The 17,404-nt window shown below is 65.0% G+C and carries 17 protein-coding genes and 1 tRNA gene; 6 read left to right on the top strand and 12 right to left on the bottom strand.

Translation table 11 applies throughout. The features are described from left to right. Positions 1-317: 317 nt before the first annotated feature. The 10 genes from BRO63_RS02430 to BRO63_RS02475 all read right to left on the bottom strand — a co-directional run bounded on the left by BRO63_RS02430 (position 318) and on the right by BRO63_RS02475 (position 8,189). On the bottom strand, positions 318-758 hold the full coding sequence (locus BRO63_RS02430) for a single-stranded DNA-binding protein (protein ID WP_088138379.1): 441 nt from the start codon (positions 756-758) through the stop codon (positions 318-320). A gap of 73 nt (positions 759-831) precedes the next feature. Beyond that, positions 832-1,359: a DUF3158 family protein gene (locus BRO63_RS02435; protein WP_088138380.1), complete on the bottom strand. Its 528-nt coding sequence runs from the start codon at positions 1,357-1,359 to the stop codon at positions 832-834. Continuing rightward, positions 1,356-2,135 (bottom strand): PFL_4669 family integrating conjugative element protein, encoded by a 780-nt coding sequence (locus BRO63_RS02440; RefSeq protein ID WP_011489281.1) that lies wholly within the window; start codon positions 2,133-2,135, stop codon positions 1,356-1,358. Before BRO63_RS02440 ends, BRO63_RS02435 begins: the two co-directional genes overlap by 4 nt. Positions 2,136-2,466: 331 nt before the next feature. Continuing rightward, positions 2,467-3,717 carry an STY4528 family pathogenicity island replication protein gene (locus BRO63_RS02445; protein WP_088138381.1) on the bottom strand — a complete coding sequence of 417 codons (1,251 nt, stop codon included), beginning with the start codon at positions 3,715-3,717 and terminating at the stop codon, positions 2,467-2,469. A 3-nt stretch (positions 3,718-3,720) separates the two neighbouring features. Next, a complete protein-coding gene (locus BRO63_RS02450; RefSeq protein ID WP_088138382.1) occupies positions 3,721-4,281 on the bottom strand; it encodes a DUF2857 domain-containing protein in 561 nt (186 codons plus the stop codon). Positions 4,282-4,296: 15 nt separating this feature from the next. Further along, on the bottom strand, positions 4,297-5,949 hold the full coding sequence (locus BRO63_RS02455) for a ParB family protein (RefSeq protein WP_088138383.1): 1,653 nt from the start codon (positions 5,947-5,949) through the stop codon (positions 4,297-4,299). Beyond that, complete coding sequence (locus BRO63_RS02460; RefSeq protein ID WP_003460282.1) at positions 5,942-6,199, bottom strand: hypothetical protein; 258 nt, start codon at positions 6,197-6,199, stop codon at positions 5,942-5,944. Before BRO63_RS02460 ends, BRO63_RS02455 begins: the two co-directional genes overlap by 8 nt. Continuing rightward, positions 6,183-7,058 (bottom strand): ParA family protein, encoded by an 876-nt coding sequence (locus tag BRO63_RS02465; protein ID WP_088138384.1) that lies wholly within the window; start codon positions 7,056-7,058, stop codon positions 6,183-6,185. The genes BRO63_RS02460 and BRO63_RS02465 overlap by 17 nt, the downstream gene beginning before the upstream one ends. Before the next feature lie 43 nt (positions 7,059-7,101). Beyond that, positions 7,102-7,314, bottom strand: coding sequence for an AlpA family transcriptional regulator (locus BRO63_RS02470; protein WP_003460278.1), 213 nt, complete (start codon positions 7,312-7,314; stop codon positions 7,102-7,104). Between the two features lie 119 nt (positions 7,315-7,433). After that, positions 7,434-8,189 (bottom strand): hypothetical protein, encoded by a 756-nt coding sequence (locus BRO63_RS02475; RefSeq protein ID WP_003460276.1) that lies wholly within the window; start codon positions 8,187-8,189, stop codon positions 7,434-7,436. A gap of 1,101 nt (positions 8,190-9,290) precedes the next feature. Here BRO63_RS02475 and BRO63_RS02480 point away from each other — a divergent pair. The 5 genes from BRO63_RS02480 (at position 9,291) to BRO63_RS02500 (ending at position 14,028) form a co-directional block, all read left to right on the top strand. Continuing rightward, positions 9,291-9,364, top strand: a tRNA-Cys gene (locus BRO63_RS02480). A gap of 77 nt (positions 9,365-9,441) precedes the next feature. Further along, positions 9,442-9,675, top strand: a complete 234-nt coding sequence (locus BRO63_RS02485) for a hypothetical protein (protein ID WP_088138614.1) — start codon at positions 9,442-9,444, stop codon at positions 9,673-9,675. An 84-nt stretch (positions 9,676-9,759) separates the two neighbouring features. Next, positions 9,760-11,220: a catalase gene (locus BRO63_RS02490; protein WP_088138385.1), complete on the top strand. Its 1,461-nt coding sequence runs from the start codon at positions 9,760-9,762 to the stop codon at positions 11,218-11,220. A gap of 112 nt (positions 11,221-11,332) precedes the next feature. Next, positions 11,333-12,964 carry a thiamine pyrophosphate-binding protein gene (locus BRO63_RS02495; protein ID WP_088138386.1) on the top strand — a complete coding sequence of 544 codons (1,632 nt, stop codon included), beginning with the start codon at positions 11,333-11,335 and terminating at the stop codon, positions 12,962-12,964. A 62-nt stretch (positions 12,965-13,026) separates the two neighbouring features. Then, complete coding sequence (locus BRO63_RS02500; RefSeq protein WP_088138387.1) at positions 13,027-14,028, top strand: Bug family tripartite tricarboxylate transporter substrate binding protein; 1,002 nt, start codon at positions 13,027-13,029, stop codon at positions 14,026-14,028. Here the strand turns inward: BRO63_RS02500 and BRO63_RS02505 are convergent. Beyond that, entirely contained in the window at positions 14,025-14,990 is a 966-nt protein-coding gene (locus BRO63_RS02505; protein WP_088138615.1) for a LysR family transcriptional regulator, read from the bottom strand. The two genes, BRO63_RS02500 and BRO63_RS02505, sit on opposite strands and share 4 nt — an antisense overlap. A 119-nt stretch (positions 14,991-15,109) precedes the next feature. On the opposite strand from BRO63_RS02505, the gene BRO63_RS02510 reads away from it, so the two are divergent. Next, positions 15,110-16,639: a CoA-acylating methylmalonate-semialdehyde dehydrogenase gene (locus BRO63_RS02510; RefSeq protein ID WP_088138388.1), complete on the top strand. Its 1,530-nt coding sequence runs from the start codon at positions 15,110-15,112 to the stop codon at positions 16,637-16,639. Between the two features lie 12 nt (positions 16,640-16,651). On the opposite strand, the gene BRO63_RS02515 is transcribed toward BRO63_RS02510, so the two are convergent. Further along, positions 16,652-17,404: a sulfite exporter TauE/SafE family protein gene (locus tag BRO63_RS02515; RefSeq protein WP_256943227.1), complete on the bottom strand. Its 753-nt coding sequence runs from the start codon at positions 17,402-17,404 to the stop codon at positions 16,652-16,654.

Genomic DNA, 17,404 nt, shown 5'->3' on the forward strand with positions numbered 1-17,404 from the left:
TTGCCCTGGGAGGGCTTCTCGCACAAGAACAGCCGCATATCCGTCCATCCGATTCCCGTGGTTCATGGAGTTGCTGGGATCGAGCATGCCGAGCACCACCGCGAGCAGCAGCAAACAAGCGGCACGCGGCGGCGACCGCTTTCACGGGATGGAAGGGCTTGTGCGGGGATGGCGAGTGGCCGGAGGTATGCGGGTCGGGAGCGGCGATTCGCGGGTACGCGTGGAAGTCAGTGGACGTTGATGGAGCTATCCCCTGGGGATAGCTCGCGACGCATGGAGGGCGGCTAAGCACCGCGGCAGCCGCCCTCCGTGCCGGGTCACTTCCTGCGCTTCGTCTCTTTCGGCGCGGTCGATTCCTGGTCGGCCTGCGGCTTCGGTTCTGCCTCCTGCGGCTTCGGGCTGAGGACCACAGACTCGATGCGGTACGGTAGGATGCCGACGCTGCGCGCGTTGACTTGCCAGGTCTCGCGTGGCTGATCTTCGTTGTCCGTCCAGGGCTCGCGCTCCATGCGGCCGATCACCAGCACCCGCATACCCTTCTGGTAGAGGCTCTGCCAGTGCTCGGCGTCGCGGTGCCAGATTTCCACCGGCGCCCAGAAGCCGCCACGGTCCTCAAAGGTGCCATCCTTCTTGGGAACGGGGTTGTCGAAATAGACGTTCAGGCGCAGCAGGCGGGTGGGCTCGTCGTTGCCATTGGGGAATTCGCGGTACTCCGGTGGCGAGCCGATGTTGCCTTCGCCAGAAAAATGCGTGCTCATGGTGTGATCTCCGTGGTGGTTGAAATACCCGTGCCTCGTCGGCGCCGGGCGCGTGCTGGGATGGCTGGCGCAATCACCGATCGCGCATTGCGGGCGGGGTGGACGTGAGCCGGCGCAGGTAGGCGTTGTCTGCCTCGGCCGCCTTGCTGGCGCATTCCTGCGCCTGCCTGCCCAAGGTGTGCAGCAGGCTGATCTGCATGTTCAACGTGATGCGCTGCAGCTCGATCGCGTGCAGGTCGGCCAGCAGGTTAGCCGGCGTGCTGGTGCTCGCCATCAGCTCCTGCCACAGGGCTACGCCCATGGCCGTGCGGTCGTGCTTGCGCCAGCGAAGGAACGTCGTTCCCGCGCCAGTTGTCTGCTGGGCCAGCTCGATGGGTAGCAGGTGGAAGGGATGCCCGACTGCCTGTTGCAGCACCTGTCGCTGCGCCAAGCCAATCAGTTCGTCGCGCATGGCGAAGCACTGGCTGGCCCAGGCCTCGAAGTCCCCTTTACCTTTAAAAGGCTTTAAAAGGCCTTTTAGAGAGGCCGCGTGTTCCAGCCGCATGAAGGCTTGCTGTTGCAGGCCCCGGAAGTAGCGGATCGGTTGGTTCAGATCGCTCATGCGGGTTCGTCCTCACCGGCTGCGGTTTCGGATGGCTCGGCGGTGATGGCTTCATCGCCGGACGGAGGCGCTGCGGCAGAACCATCGCTGCGCTGTTGCAGGCCACGGCGCGCGATGGGCGGCGCAAACTTCGAACGGCGTGTGCCTTCGAGCACCTCCTGGGGCAGTTCGCCGAACTTCTCCAGCGCCGCCCGCGCTGCGGCATTTTTGGCCGCGAAGTCGTCGCGGGTGCAGCCCGAGTAGCGATACTGCTGCGCCAGACTGAACAGGCTACGCAGCGCGTGGGCGCCTTCGTTGAGCCAGCGCTCCAATGTCGAGCGATCGATCAGCGCGGTGTGATGGGCGAGGATCAACTTGCGGGCGATGTCGTCGTAGTCGGCCAGGAGATAGACCGCCGCGAAGCCGAGCTGCGCGTTCACAAACAAGGGGAGCTTCACCGGCTGCACGTTGAGGTTTTCGCCCAGGCTCAATGCTGCGGGTACGCCGGCCAGTGCCTGGTCAACTTGCTCGCGCAGCGATTGCAGCGTGGATTTGGTCTGGTCGAGCTTTTCCTCGATGCGCAACATCCACCAGTCGCTGTACGGGTCGTCTTGCTCCGATCCGCGCTTCATCTTGTTCATCACGGCGATGTAGCCGTTGAGCCCGACAATGCCCGGCCGCCCCTCAGCGGCGGCACGCCCGTGCCAGATGCGCGAGGCGTGGTGGGTGTGAAGCGTCAGCGACATCGCGCTGCGCAAGGAGCCGAGATTGAGTTGTAAAGGTTCGTTGGTTGCCATGGTGACCGCCCGCTGTGGAAAAAGAGCCGTCAGGATCGGCACGCAACGGAAGGCAGTCAGTCAACAAACCGAAATGAATCAGTCCCCGGTTGTCGTGGCAGTGCCAGCCCGAGGCACGAGCTATCCCCAGGGGATAGCTCCATCAAACGCCATGGAGCGCTGTTCGCGCGAATGGTCAGCGTCGCTCCTGAAACCGGCGCCATTGCAGTGCAGTGGACGAAAGTACCGGGCCGCACCTGTCGGCGTTACGCCTTACATTACATCTATCCCCTGGGGATAGCTCTACTGACGGCCACGGATGTCTGCTTCATGAACATGCCGCTCGTAACGATCAGCTCTTGCGCAGAAGGTCACGCAGCCGTTCGATGTGCTGTTTGGCCACCTCGGGTGGAACCACATTGCGTGGTGCCTCAGACGGCGCATCTCGCGCGGCGGTGGGGGGTGCTGTCGCGCCAGCCTGCTTGGCCCACGCGTTGAACTCGCCACGGATGGCGCGCTGGATGATGCCGAACAGGTAGCCGGCCGGGTTGCGGATGGTGTTGCCGCGACAACGATCGGCCCATTCGTCCAGCACGGCCTGACGCAGCGGGACATCGACCTGCTGCAATGCCACCATCGCCCCGGCCTGCTGCTCTTCTTTCAAACCAAGGAAGCGATCAGGCAAGCGGACACCTTGCATCGCGCGCGCCTGCCCACGCTCGCGCGCGGTAGTACGTACTTCATTAATACGACTACTACGTACAGTACGGTCCTGCTTCGGATTCCGAAGAGAGCCGGCTGACGCGGGTTTCGGCCCTGCTTCGGATTCCGAAGACGGGTGCTCGGGATTCCGAAGAAGGCTTGGAGCCCCTTCTTCGGAATCGTGAACCATGTCCTCCTGTGGATAACTCTCTTGCGTCCCGATGCCCTGGCTGGCGAGGCGTTCGGCAAGGACCTGCAGCCGCGAGGGCAGCGTGCGGCCGGACAGCAACGGGTCTTCGGCGATCTCCTTGAGGGTGTGCAGACCCACGACCTGAACGGCCTTGGCCGAGTGGCCCAGAGCCTGGCTGACGAGCTGCAAGTAGTCCGCGTCGAGCTGCATCGCCTCGAATGGAGTCAAGGGCTCGTCGTGCAGAACATAGAGGTTGCCGAGAATACGGCCGGTCTTGGGGTCGCGTCTGCGCCGCACGAGACTCAACCAGCGTGTCAGGCGCAACAGCGTCAGCGCGCGTGCGACGGTCTCGTGGGAGGCTTGTCCAGCGCAGGGTGTTGACGCGAGCCATGGCCGAAGTTGCTCATATGTCGGAAACGCTGTGACGCCATCCTCGTTGAGCATCATCCGAAACACTTGCCACGCATTGCGCTCCAGCGGTGTCAGGCGTCGGTCGAGAAAGAGCCGCCGCGGCACGCTCTCGTGCCGATTGCCGCTGAAAAGGAAACCGTCACCAGATGTTGACCCGGGCGACGGTGCAGATGCGGGTGCGGGTGCGGATGCGGGCGCGCGGGGTTTGGGCGCAAGGTCTTTCAGCGCGCTGTCGAACAGATCAGCGAGGGCGACGGGGCCATGGCGTGATGCTCGTGGTGCTGAGTCATCCACGGCCATAACTCAACCCAATCCTTGATCGATCCAGCCTTTGATCGCAGCCCAAACCACCGACAGCGGCAGGTCCATGCCTTCGGCGAGGTCCATTGCCGCATCAAGGACCGAGGTTTCGTCCTCCAGATCGACATTCCTGCTGCTGGTCACGGCCTTCCAGCGCCGCCACAGTTCCGTGTCCTGCTCCTCGTCCAGAACCGGATGGCGCCCCTTGCGTTTGGGCAGGCCGAGAACTTCGCGTCGTAGCGCGACTTCCTGATGCGTCAGCCCGTAGAAGCGACTCACCATTTCCGTACTGGCGCCCAGGCGCAGCATGCGATCGACGGTGGCGATCTCCTTCTCCACGTCCTGTGCCTGCTTGAGCAAGCGTCGGAGCACTTCGCGGTTCACGGAGACAGAGCACCAGGAGACGTTGGCATTGGCCAATACGCTGATCAGCGCTGGATGCTTGAGCGCATCCAACTCTTCCTCCCCGAACCCCATCGCCTTGCATCGACGCAATTGGCCGTTGCGCAGGTCGTAGAGCGCCTGGGCGAGGACGGCCTGATTGAGTGGGTTCGGTGCGGACATGCTGGTATCCCTCGCTCAGGTCCCAGAACCGACAGCGCCGGCTTCCAGGTCCAGTAGGCGTCGGGCCAACCGCAGCAGTCGGAACAGCTTGACCAGCGCGGTGTCGCTCAATCGCAAGGCCGCATCGTCCTGGCCGTGCAGCAGTGCCGGCAGGTCGGTGACGATTTGCCCGCTGTCCAAGCCGACGTCGGCCGGCGGCTGACCGGCCAGAGAAACCAGTAGCGCGAGCACGGCGCGTCCCAGGGGCGAAGAAGGCCGGGCCTGGGCGCGGCACGCGAACCCGATGCCATCGGGACGATCCGCGACGTACTCGTCCAGCTCGGCCTCGCCTGCGATCTCGCGCGCGAACTGCGCGATGTGGATGCGTAGCCGATCGGGCGTATCCAGTCCAGGGTCGATATACCAGATGTCCGAGATGGGATAGAGGCCACCGGCCTGCACTGGAATCGACTGCAATACGTTGGCTGAGAAATCGGGCGGTAGCGCATCGCCTAACTGATCGGCGACCATGCGCTGGATGGACTGGAGCCGCTCCGTCGTTGGTGCCGGGGAGATGATGTGCTCCTGAAGCAAATCGCCGACCCCTGCCGTAGGGCTGGCCGCGGAGGCCTCCCTCGGGGCCATGTCGTCCTCGCGCCGCGTAGGCGCGGCCGCTGCATGGCCTGGACGTGGTGCAGGCGTGATAGTGGATGGTGCTGATTCAACCGGCGATCGCGCGATGGCCCCAGGCTCAGGCAATGCGGGCGGCGCCGATGGCGGCGTCGGGTCGCTGACCAACGCACGGTGACGGCTCTCCGATTCGGTCAGGTCCAGCGCCAGGACGTCGTAGTCGATGCCCAGCAATTCGGACATCTGGCCGATCAGCTCGTCTTGCACTCGCTGCGGCGAAAACTCGTCAGCCTGCGTGTCGAATTGCGACAGCACTTCCTGAAAGAAGCCGTCGAAATCCAGAGGAAGAGAGCGGCCTTTGGCGTACTGCTCCCAGGTGCGCTCACAGGCCTTGCGCATGACCGATAGCCGCTCGACCTGGTGGCGGCCCAATCCGCCATAGAGCACGGTCGGGATCGCGGGCAGCAGATAGCGGACCGCATCGACCATGCGGCTGATGTGCGACTGCTGTACCGGGTAGCCATCGGCGGCCAGGCGGCGAGCCAGTTCGGACTGGCTCAGCGTGGTGCCGCTTTCCTCTTCGTAGAACTCACGCGCTTTCTCGACGCCGAGGGCTCGCTCGATGAACGTCAGGCCGCCGCGTAGCTCGTTCTCCGCAAGGTGCCCGGTCAATGCGACGATCTCGCCACGTGCGGGCCAGGGGCGGAACAAGCACGATATGCGGAAGAATCGCTCGTCCTTGGTCTCCGACCAGAGTTCACGCAGGATCGCCAGCCGCGTGTTGCCGCCGTTGCGGATGATGTAGTGATCTTCGCCTGGACGGCGCGTGATGGCCGGCGCCGCATCCAGGCCGCGTTCACGGATGGAAGCCTTGATTTCCTCGTAGGCGGAATTGCGCTTCTTGCGTGGATCGTGATCGTAGGGACGCAACTGGTCTAACGTCACGACCATCGGCGTGTCGACAATCGGGTCGCTCAAGGCGGTGGCGGATGGACCGCTACGTTCGAACCCGGCGGCAAGCAGCTTGCCAGCCATGTCCTGGGACCTCATATCAGCCATGGCCGCATTCCTTTACGCTCGCGGCCTGGGCTTGGGCCTGGCGCTCGGCACGGCGGATCTGCGCGCGGGCGTTGAGGGTCGCCCGGTGGTCGCTCGCGGTCGAGCTGGTGTAGATCGCGGCGCAGCCGACCTTGGTGAACTTGAGGTGTCCACCCGGTGTGCGTTTGACGTGCCAGCCTTCGCTGATCGCAAATTCGATCAGGACGCGTAGCCGCTTGTGGCCGCGGGCCAGTTCATGTGCGCTTGCCATGCTGCCTCCCAGTCTCAGAAGGACGCTGCTGGCGGCCGGACACGAAGGCCAATTGATCCTGCCATTGCGGGAACAACTCGCTGGCAAGGGCGCGCATGGTGTCGAGAGCGGCTGGCGCGACTCTGCCCGGTGGCTGTCGGTACTCGACGCGATGCACCGGCAGGCCGCGGGTCGCAGCGCGCGGATAGGCTTCGATAGCCGGCACGTCAGTACCCAGCACACGGATGCCGGCATGCTCCTGGAACAGGTCGCGCAGGGCCTGCTGGATCAGCCGCGCGTTGGCGGACACGGGGTGGACGCGGTTGATGAGCAGGTGCAGCGGCGGCGGTTCGATGCCGAGGTGTCGGTACGGCGCGATGTCCTCCAGCAACTGCATGGTGCCGCGCCGCAACTCGCGGGCCGCGAGGATTTCCGGGGTCACGGGCGACAGCGCAAGATCGGAGGCGAGCACGGCCATCTCCAGCAAGACGCTGCGCGCGCCCTGGGTGTCGATCAACAGCAGGTCATAGAGAGGCGCCAGCACCGGCAACAGATGGCGTAACCGCAGGCGCCCGTCCGGCGCATGCAGCAGCAAGGTGTTCAGTTCGCCTCGGTGGTCGTTGGAGAGCACTAGGTCCAGGCCCGCGATGCTCGTGCGGGACACGAGCCGGTCGAGATCGCGCTCGTTGAAGGCCAGCAGCTCGTAGATGCCACCGGGCGCGCGGTGGGCCAGTTCGTAATAGGACGACAACGTGGGCTGCACGTCGAGGTCGAGCAGCAGTACGCGCAAGCCCGCGTCGGCGGCAAGACCGCCGAGGTTGGCTGCGGTGGTCGTTTTGCCGACGCCGCCCTTGGTCGAGATGATGGATACAACCTGCATGGCGCTCTCCGTCTAGGGATAGGGAATTCCGAGGGAGAGCCGCTCAGGTGCGATTGTTGAGGCGTTCGGCGATCCATTGGTCGATCTCGACCGAATCCCAGCCCACTGCACGCACGCCCAGACGCAGCGCCTGGGGGAACTTGCCGGCACGCATCAGGTTGTAGATGTGGGCACGCTTGAAGCCGGACTTGGCCTCGACTTCATCGAGACGCAAGATGCGGCGCTCGTTGGGCGGTAGTACAGGTATCTGCGACATGGCGGTCACTCCTGAACGCTCAGTGGCGTTTGTTGGCGTGACACCTATTCAAATGTCGACTTCTGTCTCAGGCCACCGTAAATGCGGTTTCCGTGACCGCAGATTCGGGCTTGCAAATATCAGGAAACGGCGGCCCGCAGCTTGCGGCGGGCTTGTGCAAACTTGGCTTGCAGCGTGCGATCGGTAATGCCCATGAGTTCGCCGTGATGCGCGATCATCGCGGTAGCGATAGCTTCCTGGCTATTGAAACTGGAATACGGTGTGCCCGACGGAGATTGGCCGAGCATCAGTTCCAGCATGGTGCCGATGATGTGGAGGTAGGTGGCCTCGGCCCGGTCGCTGATGGGGCATTGCGCGCAGGCGGGAATGACCGTGGACTGCTTGAGTAGCGCGTCGTGCTGTTCTTGCAGCTCGCGCATTTGGCGCTTGCACTGCTCCAGAGCGGATTTGAGGGCCAATCGCTCGACCAGCATGGCTTGGCCGGTCTCCAGGGAGATGACGGGATGGGCGATGCGTTCGCTGCGAGAGAAGAGAAAGCCGGGCCGCTGCTCGGGGTAGTGCTGGCGCATCCATCGCTTCAGATCGACGTGGCGAACCGTCAGATCAAGGGACTCGATCAGTGCGGTATCGCGTGTTGTGATGCCGTTCTGCCCGAAGGGCAGTTCCCCATTGAGGATGCCGTCGTAGATTCGGTCGGTGTATAGCCGCAGTTCGCCCCAGCGCGGGCAATCCAACGACTGTGGCAGATTCCTTGGCGATAAAACCGAGGCCAGGATCACCTGCTCGTATCGCAGCAGCCCAGCCCAGCGGATGGACGCTTCGATCGGGCGGTAGAACACCTTTGATGTTGGTGCATCATTCTTGTTCTCGTGCATGCTCCGTCTCCTTCCAGGAGAAGAACTACATGGCCGACTCCTTTGACGCCGACCCCGTGGTCGGGCAGTTGTCTGTGTAGGAAACGAGCCCCGAGGCCCGGTCCGTCATGGGTGCTTGAGCACTTCTCACCAGTACGCTTTTACCGGTGGCTGTCATGTGCCCAATGTGCAAAAATTCATCGGCCGCTAGAAGGTCGAGCATCGGGACGTAGGCTCGACAGTGACGCTCACGCTATCAGCGTCGTAATAAGTTGCGGATTCTGCAAATCTGTCTCGGTATGGCCTTATATGCCAGCGGTTTCACAAGGCGCGACGAGATGGTGGTCGTTGTCCAAGGTCTAGGAAAACTGGGCGAATCCACGCCTGTCATACCCGCCCTGGCATCCTGATATACCGATAAAGAATCGCGTGCTGACGCGCCACGGCTAGGGTGCGCGTTCTTCCTGCGTGACTTGCTTGCGCAGACGGGCAATGCAATGCGCGTTGCATGCGGCTCGTAGATGGCATCCGAACTGGGCCGGCACCGAGAGGATCGGCCTGGGCGTCATCGCGGAAGCGGATGCGGGAACTGAGAGCAGGGGCACGGGCGGCCAGTTCGAGACCGTCGCCGACGACGTTGTGACGACTGCGGGTCTGGTGTGCTGGGTGTGGGTCTATGGATGCCAGTGGAACTCTTTGGACGATCTTTGTTGGCGGGGACGAAAAAATAGGCTACAATCTAGGTCTTCGCTGGTCACCTCGGCGAAGAAAGAGCTTGGGAATCAACGACTTACTGCCCTAGTAAACGTCTCTTATCCCGCTCCAAATTTTGATTCCCAGACTTGCTCTGGAAATCCTTGAGAAAGGGCCTTCGGGCCCTTTTTTCATTTCTTCGCCCGAATCGGGCATATTCCCGTGCTGCCCCGCTACCCCGAGCGCGACCTTGCCAAGTGCGCGCCGCAGCTCTGCCGTGCAGATCCCCACGCCGCCACGCGGCTCATGACATACACACCTTTGACCTGCGTCATTCATTCTGGACGCTAGGACAATTTTCGTGGATTTGCGGAAGTCCACGCCCTGCCCGGCTTGCGTACCATTCATTACGTCCTAGGACAAAAAGACGGCGCGGTGGCAGAGTGGTCATGCGGCAGATTGCAAATCTCCTGAGGTTGGTTCGATTCCAGCCCGCGCCTCCAAGACCAGCCTGGCATACCCGCCCATGAGGCTCGGATGCCAGACGCAGCCGCCCTGGCGGCACGCCAAGGAGATCGCCTTGATTCAAGTCACCCTGTTCCATGACGGCTGCAGCCTCTGCCTGGGGATAGACCGCAGCATCGCGGCGGCCTTCGCGACGCCGCTGCATCGCTACGAGTCATTCGACCTCGCGCGGCAGCCCGAGTCCGCCGCCCAGGCCAAGGCTCTCGGCATCACCCGCCTGCCGTCCCTCGTCATCGACGGCCGCGTGCTGCGCCTGGAGGACCACTCCCCCATCGAGCACTACGCCTGACCCCCGCGTGGCCGGATCCGGGCCCGCTGCGATGCACCCGCTCTTGAAGGCCGCTGCCCCGTTGAACCATGCAAGGAGTCCATCATGAGCAAACTCACCACCGCATTCGGCGCCCCCGTTCCGGACGACGACAACACCATGACCGCCGGCCCGCGCGGACCGGCGCTGTTGCAGGACGTCTGGTTCCTGGAAAAGATGGCGCACTTCGATCGCGAGGTGATCCCCGAGCGGCGCATGCATGCCAAGGGCGCCGGCGCCTTCGGCACGTTCACCGTGACCCGCGACATCACGCGCTACACCAAGGCCAGGATCTTCAGCCAGGTCGGCAAGCGCACCGACATGTTCGCCCGCTTCTCCACGGTGGCGGGTGAACGCGGCGCGGCCGATGCCGAACGCGACATCCGCGGCTTCGCGCTCAAGTTCTATACCGAGGAAGGCAACTGGGACCTGGTCGGCAACAACACGCCTGTCTTCTTCGTGCGCGACCCGCTGAAATTCTCCGACCTGAACCGGGCCGTCAAGCGCGATCCGCGCACCGGCATGCGCAGCCCGCAGAACAACTGGGATTACTGGACGCTGCTGCCCGAGACCCTGCACCAGGTGACGCTCATCATGGGCGATCGCGGCATTCCCAAGAGCTATCGCCACATGCATGGCTTCGGCAGCCACACCTACAGTTTCATCAACGCCGCCAACAAGCGGTTCTGGGTCAAGTTCACCTTCAAGACCCAGCAAGGCATCCAGAACCTGACGGACGCCGAGGCCGGCCAGGTCATCGCCGCGGACCGCGAGAGCAACCAGCGCGACCTGTACGAAGCGATCGAACGCGGCGAGTTCCCGCGCTGGACCCTGTACGTGCAGATCATGCCCGAGGCCGAGGCCCATACCTACCCGCTCAATCCCTTCGATCTGACCAAGATCTGGCCACACCGGGATTATCCGTTGATCGAGGTCGGCGTCCTGGAACTCAACAGGAATCCGGAGAACTTCTTCGCCGACGTCGAACAGGCGGCGTTCAGTCCCGCCGTAATCGTGCCCGGCATCGGCTTCTCACCCGACAAGATGCTGCAGGGCCGCCTGTTCTCGTATGGCGACACGCAACGCTATCGGCTGGGCGTGAACTATCCTCAGATCCCGGTGAATGCGCCTCGCTGTCCGTTCCATGGCTACCACCGCGACGGGGCCATGCGCGTGGATGGCAATGGCGGCAGCGTCCCCGCGTACACGCCCAACAGCCACGGCGCCTTGCGGCCGCAGCCAGACTACTCCGAACCGCCGCTGGACATCAGCGGCGCCGCGGCCCGCTGGGACCACAGGGAAGATGCCGATTACTACTCCCAGCCCGGCAATCTGTTCCGCCTGATGGCGACGGACGAAAGGCAGAGGCTGTTCGAGAACACGGCACGCGCTATCCGAGGCGCCTCCGAGGAAGTCATCGAACGCCACATCGCCAACTGCACTCGAGCCGACCCGGCCTACGGGCAAGGCGTACGCGCAGCGATCGCGGCGCGGGCCGCACACAGGCATCCGCAAGCGATGCCCTAGGTTCAATAAACATCAACCAACACGCCACGGATAGCCGATAAACTGAACTCTCCCATAGCCGGTAAAAAAGGGCGCGCAGAGTTTCACTAGCGCCGCCCAAGCGGAGAGACAAGTGCTTGGATCCCAGTTGATTATCCGTACGCTGCATCGCCTGGGCGTCAAGACCATCTTCAGCCTGTCCGGCAATCAGATCATGCCGCTCTACGATGCCTGTATCGACGCAGGCATCCGCATCATCCACGTGCGGCATGAGGCGGCTGCCGTCTTCATGGCGGACGCATGGGCCCAGATCACCGGCGAACTCGGCGTAGCCATGCTGACCGCGGCGCCAGGCATCACCAACGGCCTGGCGCCGCTTTATTCGGCGTCGCAGGCGGAAAGCCCCGTGCTGCTCATTTCGGGCGATTCGTCCGTTGGCGAAGACGGCTCGGGCGCGTTCCAGGAACTGGACCAGGTCGCCATCACCCGTCCGCTGACCAAGCTTTCGCTGCGTCCGCAGACCGCGCAGGAACTCTACCCCGCGCTCGAAAGCGCGGTCGCGCAGGCGCTTGCGCCCCGGCGCGGACCGGTGCATCTGGCCCTGCCCTTCGACCTGATGACGGCCGAGACTGGCCTGGCCGAGCTTCCCGCCCTGGCGCAGAAGCACGAGCCTGCCACGTTTGACGCAGCCGGCATGGAACGACTCGCCGCGTTGGTAAACGTGGCGCAGCGCCCCCTGGTGCTGGCCGGCCCCACAGGCGCACGGCCTCGCATGCGCGCAACCCGCGAGATGCTGGAAGAAAAGCTTGGGGTGCGCATCATCCCCATGGAAAGCCCCCGCGGCCTGAAGGACCCGTCCCTGGGCTCCTTGGCCGGACTCATCGCGCAAGCAGACCTCATCGTGCTGGCGGGCAAGTGCCTGGACTTCACGCTGGGCTTCGGCGGCGCGGGCGCGCTGGGCCAGACAGCCCGGGTCGTGGCGATCGACCCCGACCCCGCGATGCTGGAACGCGCGGCCCGCCTGCTGGGCGACCGCCTGGCCCTGGCCCTGCCGGGCGATCCCTACGCTGTGCTTGCGGCCTTGCGGGCGGCGCCAGCGCCGGCCGAGCGCGGCCCATGGCGCGCGCAGGTGGATGAGGCGCTGCGCAACCGCAGCACCCTGGGCGCGTCCAATGCCGCCGCTGACGCATTGGGGCCGCGCGCGCTTTGCGTAACGGTCCAGGCTTTTCTCGCCTCCGCCCCCCACCCCATCCTGGTCTGCGACGGCGGCGAGTTCGGCCAATGGGCGCAGGCATACTGCCAGGCCCCGGTACGGATCATCAACGGCATGTCCGGCGCAATCGGCGCGGGCGTCTGCTACGCCATCGCCGCCAAGATCGCGCGGCCCGACGCCACCGTGGTCGTACTGATGGGCGACGGCACCGCAGGCTTCCACCTGATGGAGCTGGACACGGCGGTACGCGAACAGGCCGCGATCATCGCCGTGATCGGCAACGACCTGCGCTGGAACGCGGAACACCTTATCCAGATGCGTACCTATGGGCCGCAAAGACTGATCGGCTGCGAACTCGCGCCGACCGCGCGCTACCACGAAGTCGCCGCGGCGCTCGGCGGAGCAGGCTTTGCCGCGCAGGACAGCGACAGTCTCGCCACCGCGCTGGACATGGCGGCGCACAGCGGGCTGCCCGCCTGCATCAACGTTTCCCTGGCGGGCGAACCCGCCCCGGTTTTCAACGCATCAACGCAGTCCGCGACCGGTCATTGACCTCGAAGCATCGAGCCCAGCTGCAGTCCGGTTTCGTCCCTTAGCACGACAGGAGACCTTCCATGATCAGACCTACCGGCCTGCCGGCGGGCGCGTTCGCTCGCGCCGCGATTTGCATGCTTGCCTCGCTTCCTGGCCTGGCAAGCGCCCAATCCTATCCTTCCAAACCAGTCCAGCTCATCGTTCCCTTCAGCGCGGGCGGCGACGCCGACATGGCGGCCCGCAATCTGTCCGCCGCCGCGCAAGGCCTGCTTGGCCAGCCGCTGGTCGTGGTCAACAAGGCCGGGGCGAACGGCGCGATCGGCTCCGCCGCCGTGAAGAACGCCGTCCCCGACGGCTACACCCTGCTGGTCGGCCGGATAGGCTCCCAGGTCCTGTTGCCGGCGCTACAGCCCAAGACCACGCCTTACACCGCAAAGGACTTCACGTACATCGGACTGCTGGAGCTGAACCCGGTGGTCTGTGTCGTGCATCCGGACAGCCCCTACAAGACCATCGGCGACCTGGCGCAGGCATTGAAAGCCCATCCCGGCAAGCTCAACTACAGCCACTCCGGCCCGGCCACGGTGCAGAATCTTGCGCCGCAGCTGCTGCTCAGCAGCCTCGGCCTGAAGCCAGAGGCCGTGGTCAACGTCCCCTACAAAGGCGGCAACGAAGTCGCGCTGGCGGTGCTCAGCAAGGATGCGGACTTCGCCTGCAACAACCTGAGTTCAATGACGGGCATACTCGCCAGCGGCAAGCTGCGCGCCTTGCTGACGACCACGCCCGAACGCCTGGCGCAGTTCCCCGACATACCGACCGCGCGCGAGCTGGGGCTGCCGCAACTCGAAGCGGTCATAGGCTGGAGCGGATTGTTCGGACCGCCGGACATGAGCCCCGAGGCCGTGGCCAAATGGGCCGCCGTGCTCCAGCAGATCTCACAGGATCCGAAGTGGATCGCCGGCAACGCCAACTTCGGCGGCATCCCCCACGTCCTGTCGCCCACCGAGACGGAAAAATACGTGAGCCAGGGGGCCGCGGTCTATGCCGACCTGGTGGCCAAGGCCGGACTACAGGTCAACTAGCTTGCCTCGCTTTCCGTTCCCGGCGGTCCGCCGAGTCCGGCGGACGCGGGAATCGCCTCGCGCAGATAGCCGACGAAAGAGGATACGGTCAGGGGCACGCGCGGCGTGTAGGGCCTGACCGCGTACAGCCGTTCCGCATAGTCGCCCACCACCCGCCACCCGCGCAGGACCTCGACCAGCGCCCCGCTGCGCAAGGCCTGGTTGGCGCTGAAATCCGGCAGCAGCGCGATTCCCAGGGATCCGGCCGCCACCTCTCTCAGCACTTCGCTGTTGTTGGCCGTGAAGCTGCCGCGCACCGGCACCGCCACGCGCTTGTCCCCGTCACGCGACTCGAACGACCAGGAGGCGCTGCCGCTGCGCCGCAGGTAGTGCAGGCAATTGTGGGCCGCCAGATCCATCGGCGTCTTCGGCGTGCCGTGCCGCGCCAGGTATTCCGGGGCCGCAACCAGCACCGAGCGCGTTTCGCAGATGACCGAGGCGACATGCGTGTCCGGCACGCCGGCCACGTGCCGGATCGCCAGATCGAAACCCTCGGTGGCCAGGGAGGCCAGATGGTCGCTGAGTTCCAGCTGGATCCGCACGTCGGGAAAATCCTTCAGGAATCCGGGTATCAGCGGCGCAATGACCTGGCGTCCCAGGGCCACCGGTGCGGTCACGGACAGCACGCCGCGCGGCCCTTCGGACAGGTCCCGCACCGCCGAGAAGCCCTCTTCGATGCGCAGAAAGGCCGCCGCGGTCTGGTCGACCAGGCTCTGCCCCGCCTCGGTCAGGCCGACGCTGCGGGTGGTGCGGCGCACGAGGGGAACGCCAGCCGCCTGCTCCAGTTCCACGATGCGCTGGCTCACCGAGGCCTTGCTGATCTGCAGGCGGCGCGCGGCCGCCGTGTAGCTGCCGGTATCCGCCAGCACCCCAAGGCAATGGATATGCGACCACAGATCTTCCAGACGCCTGGTTTTCGTCATGCCCAGCTCCATTGTTCAAAACATCAAACACTGATTCCAGCCCTGCGGTCTCGACGGCCGAGCGGCAATGCGCGACATTGCCAGCTCCAGAACACCATGCTTGAGCACAGGAGCCAGCCATGACCGCAAGCAATGCCAGCGCCCAATCCCGCGATGCCGGACACTACATCGGCGGCAGCCTTGTCGAGGGGACAGGCAGCCGCCAGCCCGTCTACAACCCGGCCACGGGCGCCGTCGCCAAGCAGGTGGCCCTGGCCACGCCCGACGAGGTGAACCGCGCCGTGGCCAGCGCCCGGGCGGCATTTCCGCAATGGGCGGACACCCCTCCCATCCGCCGCGCCCGCGTGCTGTTCAGGTTTCTTGAACTGATGAACAAGCATCGCGATGAGCTGGCCCACCTGATCACCGCCGAGCATGGCAAGGTTTTCAGCGATGCGCAAGGCGAAGTCACCCGCGGCATCGACATCGTCGAGTTCGCCTGCGGCGTTCCCCAGCTCCTGAAGGGCGCTCACACGGAACAGGTCTCCACCGGCATCGACAACTGGACGCTGCGCCAACCGCTGGGCGTGGTGGCGGGGATTACGCCGTTCAACTTTCCGGTGATGGTGCCCATGTGGATGTTCCCCGTGGCGATCGCGGCGGGCAACACCTTCGTGCTCAAGCCCAGCCCCACCGACCCCAGCGCCTCGCTGCGCATCGCCGAACTGCTGCGCGAGGCGGGCCTGCCCGATGGCGTGTTCAACGTGGTGCAGGGCGACAAGGTGGCCGTGGATGCGCTGCTGGAACACCCGGACGTCAAGGCCATCAGCTTCGTCGGTTCCACGCCGATCGCCAACTACATCTACGAGACCGGCGCGCGCCACGGCAAGCGCGTGCAGGCCCTGGGCGGCGCCAAGAACCACATGGTCGTGATGCCGGACGCCGACATCGACCAGGCGGTCGATGCCCTGATCGGCGCCGGCTACGGCTCGGCCGGCGAGCGCTGCATGGCGATCAGCGTGGCGGTGCTGGTGGGCGACGTGGCCGACCGGCTGCTGCCCAGGCTGATCGAGCGCACCAAGACGCTGAAGGTGCTGGACGGCGAGAACCCCGCCGCCGAGATGGGCCCCATCGTGACCCGCGCCGCCCATGAACGCATCAGCGGCTACATCGACCTTGGCGTGCAGGAAGGCGCGCAACTGCTGGTGGACGGCCGCGGCTTCCAGGGCTCGCAGGCGGGCGCCGGTTGCGGCGACGGCTTCTGGATGGGCGGCACGCTGTTCGACCACGTCACGCCGGACATGCGCATCTACAAGGAAGAAATCTTCGGCCCGGTGCTGGGCTGCGTGCGCGTGAAGGATCTGAAAGAGGCGGTGGACCTCATCAACGCCCACGAGTTCGGCAACGGCGTGGCGTGCTTCACCCGCGACGGCAACGTGGCGCGCGAGTTCGGCCGCCGCATCGAGGTGGGCATGGTGGGCATCAACGTGCCCATTCCTGTGCCCATGGCCTGGCATGGCTTCGGCGGCTGGAAGCGCAGCCTGTTCGGCGACATGCACGCCTATGGCGAAGAAGGCGTGCGCTTCTACACGCGGCAAAAGTCGATCATGCAGCGCTGGCCCGAAAGCATCGGCAAGGGCGCCGAGTTCGCCATGCCGACGGCCAAGTAGCGGCAGCCTGTCTCACGCGGGCGAGATCCATCCGCGATAGATGGCGCCCGCGCCCGCTATCGCGAGCAGCACGAAGATGGCCCGTTTCAGCAGTTCCGGAGACACGCGGACCCTGAGGCGGGACCCGCCGTACAGGCCGATCAGGGCCACGGGCAGCAGCACGGCGGCCGTGGACAGGATTTCCGGCTGCGCATACAGTCCGGCGGCGCCGAAGGCCGCCGCCCGGATGAGGCCGCTGGCCAGGATGACCACCGAGATCGTGGCGCGGAACTGGTCCAACGCATCCAGCCGGCGCGACAGATAGATGGTGTAGATCGGCCCGCCGGTCCCGAACAGCGCGCTGAAGATGCCGCCGAACACCCCGAACGGCAAGGCCCAGAAGGTATTCAGCGGCGCCGACGGCTTGGCCCGCGCGCCCCGCAGGCCCTTGATGCACACCGCCAGCACGAAGCTGCCCAGCAGGATCAGAGGCCAGCGGGCGCCAGCGTTGTGCAACAGCGTCACACCTAGTCCTATCCCGAGCAGCAGCCAGGGAAACAACCGCTTGAGTTCGGCCAGGGACACGCGTCGCCAATTGCTGCCGCCCACCAGCGCGGTGCAGGCCAGGTCGAACAGCACCACCAGCGGAACCGCGAACGGCAAGGGCATGAACTGGACCAGCAGCGGCACGGCCACCATGGCCGCGCCGAATCCCGTCATCCCGAAGACGACATAGGCGACAAGGACGACGGGCGCGGCGTAGGCCAGCGTATCGGGCGGCATCAT

Origin of the sequence: Achromobacter xylosoxidans (genome assembly GCF_002192695.1) — a bacterium.
Classification (GTDB): Bacteria; Pseudomonadota; Gammaproteobacteria; order Burkholderiales; family Burkholderiaceae_B; genus Achromobacter; species Achromobacter xylosoxidans_C.

Excerpts from the sequence above, each read along its gene's own strand:
- BRO63_RS02505 (WP_088138615.1), bottom strand. The coding sequence starts at position 14,990 with ATGACGAAAACCAGGCGTCTGGAAGATCTGTGGTCGCATATCCATTGC.
- BRO63_RS02440 (WP_011489281.1), bottom strand. The coding sequence starts at position 2,135 with ATGGCAACCAACGAACCTTTACAACTCAATCTCGGCTCCTTGCGCAGC.
- BRO63_RS02490 (WP_088138385.1), top strand. The coding sequence starts at position 9,760 with ATGAGCAAACTCACCACCGCATTCGGCGCCCCCGTTCCGGACGACGAC.
- BRO63_RS02470 (WP_003460278.1), bottom strand. The coding sequence starts at position 7,314 with ATGTCGCAGATACCTGTACTACCGCCCAACGAGCGCCGCATCTTGCGT.
- BRO63_RS02445 (WP_088138381.1), bottom strand. The coding sequence starts at position 3,717 with ATGGCCGTGGATGACTCAGCACCACGAGCATCACGCCATGGCCCCGTC.
- BRO63_RS02515 (WP_256943227.1), bottom strand. The coding sequence starts at position 17,404 with ATGATGCCGCCCGATACGCTGGCCTACGCCGCGCCCGTCGTCCTTGTC.
- BRO63_RS02435 (WP_088138380.1), bottom strand. The coding sequence starts at position 1,359 with ATGAGCGATCTGAACCAACCGATCCGCTACTTCCGGGGCCTGCAACAG.
- BRO63_RS02510 (WP_088138388.1), top strand. The coding sequence starts at position 15,110 with ATGACCGCAAGCAATGCCAGCGCCCAATCCCGCGATGCCGGACACTAC.
- BRO63_RS02430 (WP_088138379.1), bottom strand. The coding sequence starts at position 758 with ATGAGCACGCATTTTTCTGGCGAAGGCAACATCGGCTCGCCACCGGAG.
- BRO63_RS02465 (WP_088138384.1), bottom strand. The coding sequence starts at position 7,058 with ATGCAGGTTGTATCCATCATCTCGACCAAGGGCGGCGTCGGCAAAACG.
- BRO63_RS02460 (WP_003460282.1), bottom strand. The coding sequence starts at position 6,199 with ATGGCAAGCGCACATGAACTGGCCCGCGGCCACAAGCGGCTACGCGTC.
- BRO63_RS02475 (WP_003460276.1), bottom strand. The coding sequence starts at position 8,189 with ATGCACGAGAACAAGAATGATGCACCAACATCAAAGGTGTTCTACCGC.
- BRO63_RS02455 (WP_088138383.1), bottom strand. The coding sequence starts at position 5,949 with ATGGCTGATATGAGGTCCCAGGACATGGCTGGCAAGCTGCTTGCCGCC.
- BRO63_RS02500 (WP_088138387.1), top strand. The coding sequence starts at position 13,027 with ATGATCAGACCTACCGGCCTGCCGGCGGGCGCGTTCGCTCGCGCCGCG.
- BRO63_RS02450 (WP_088138382.1), bottom strand. The coding sequence starts at position 4,281 with ATGTCCGCACCGAACCCACTCAATCAGGCCGTCCTCGCCCAGGCGCTC.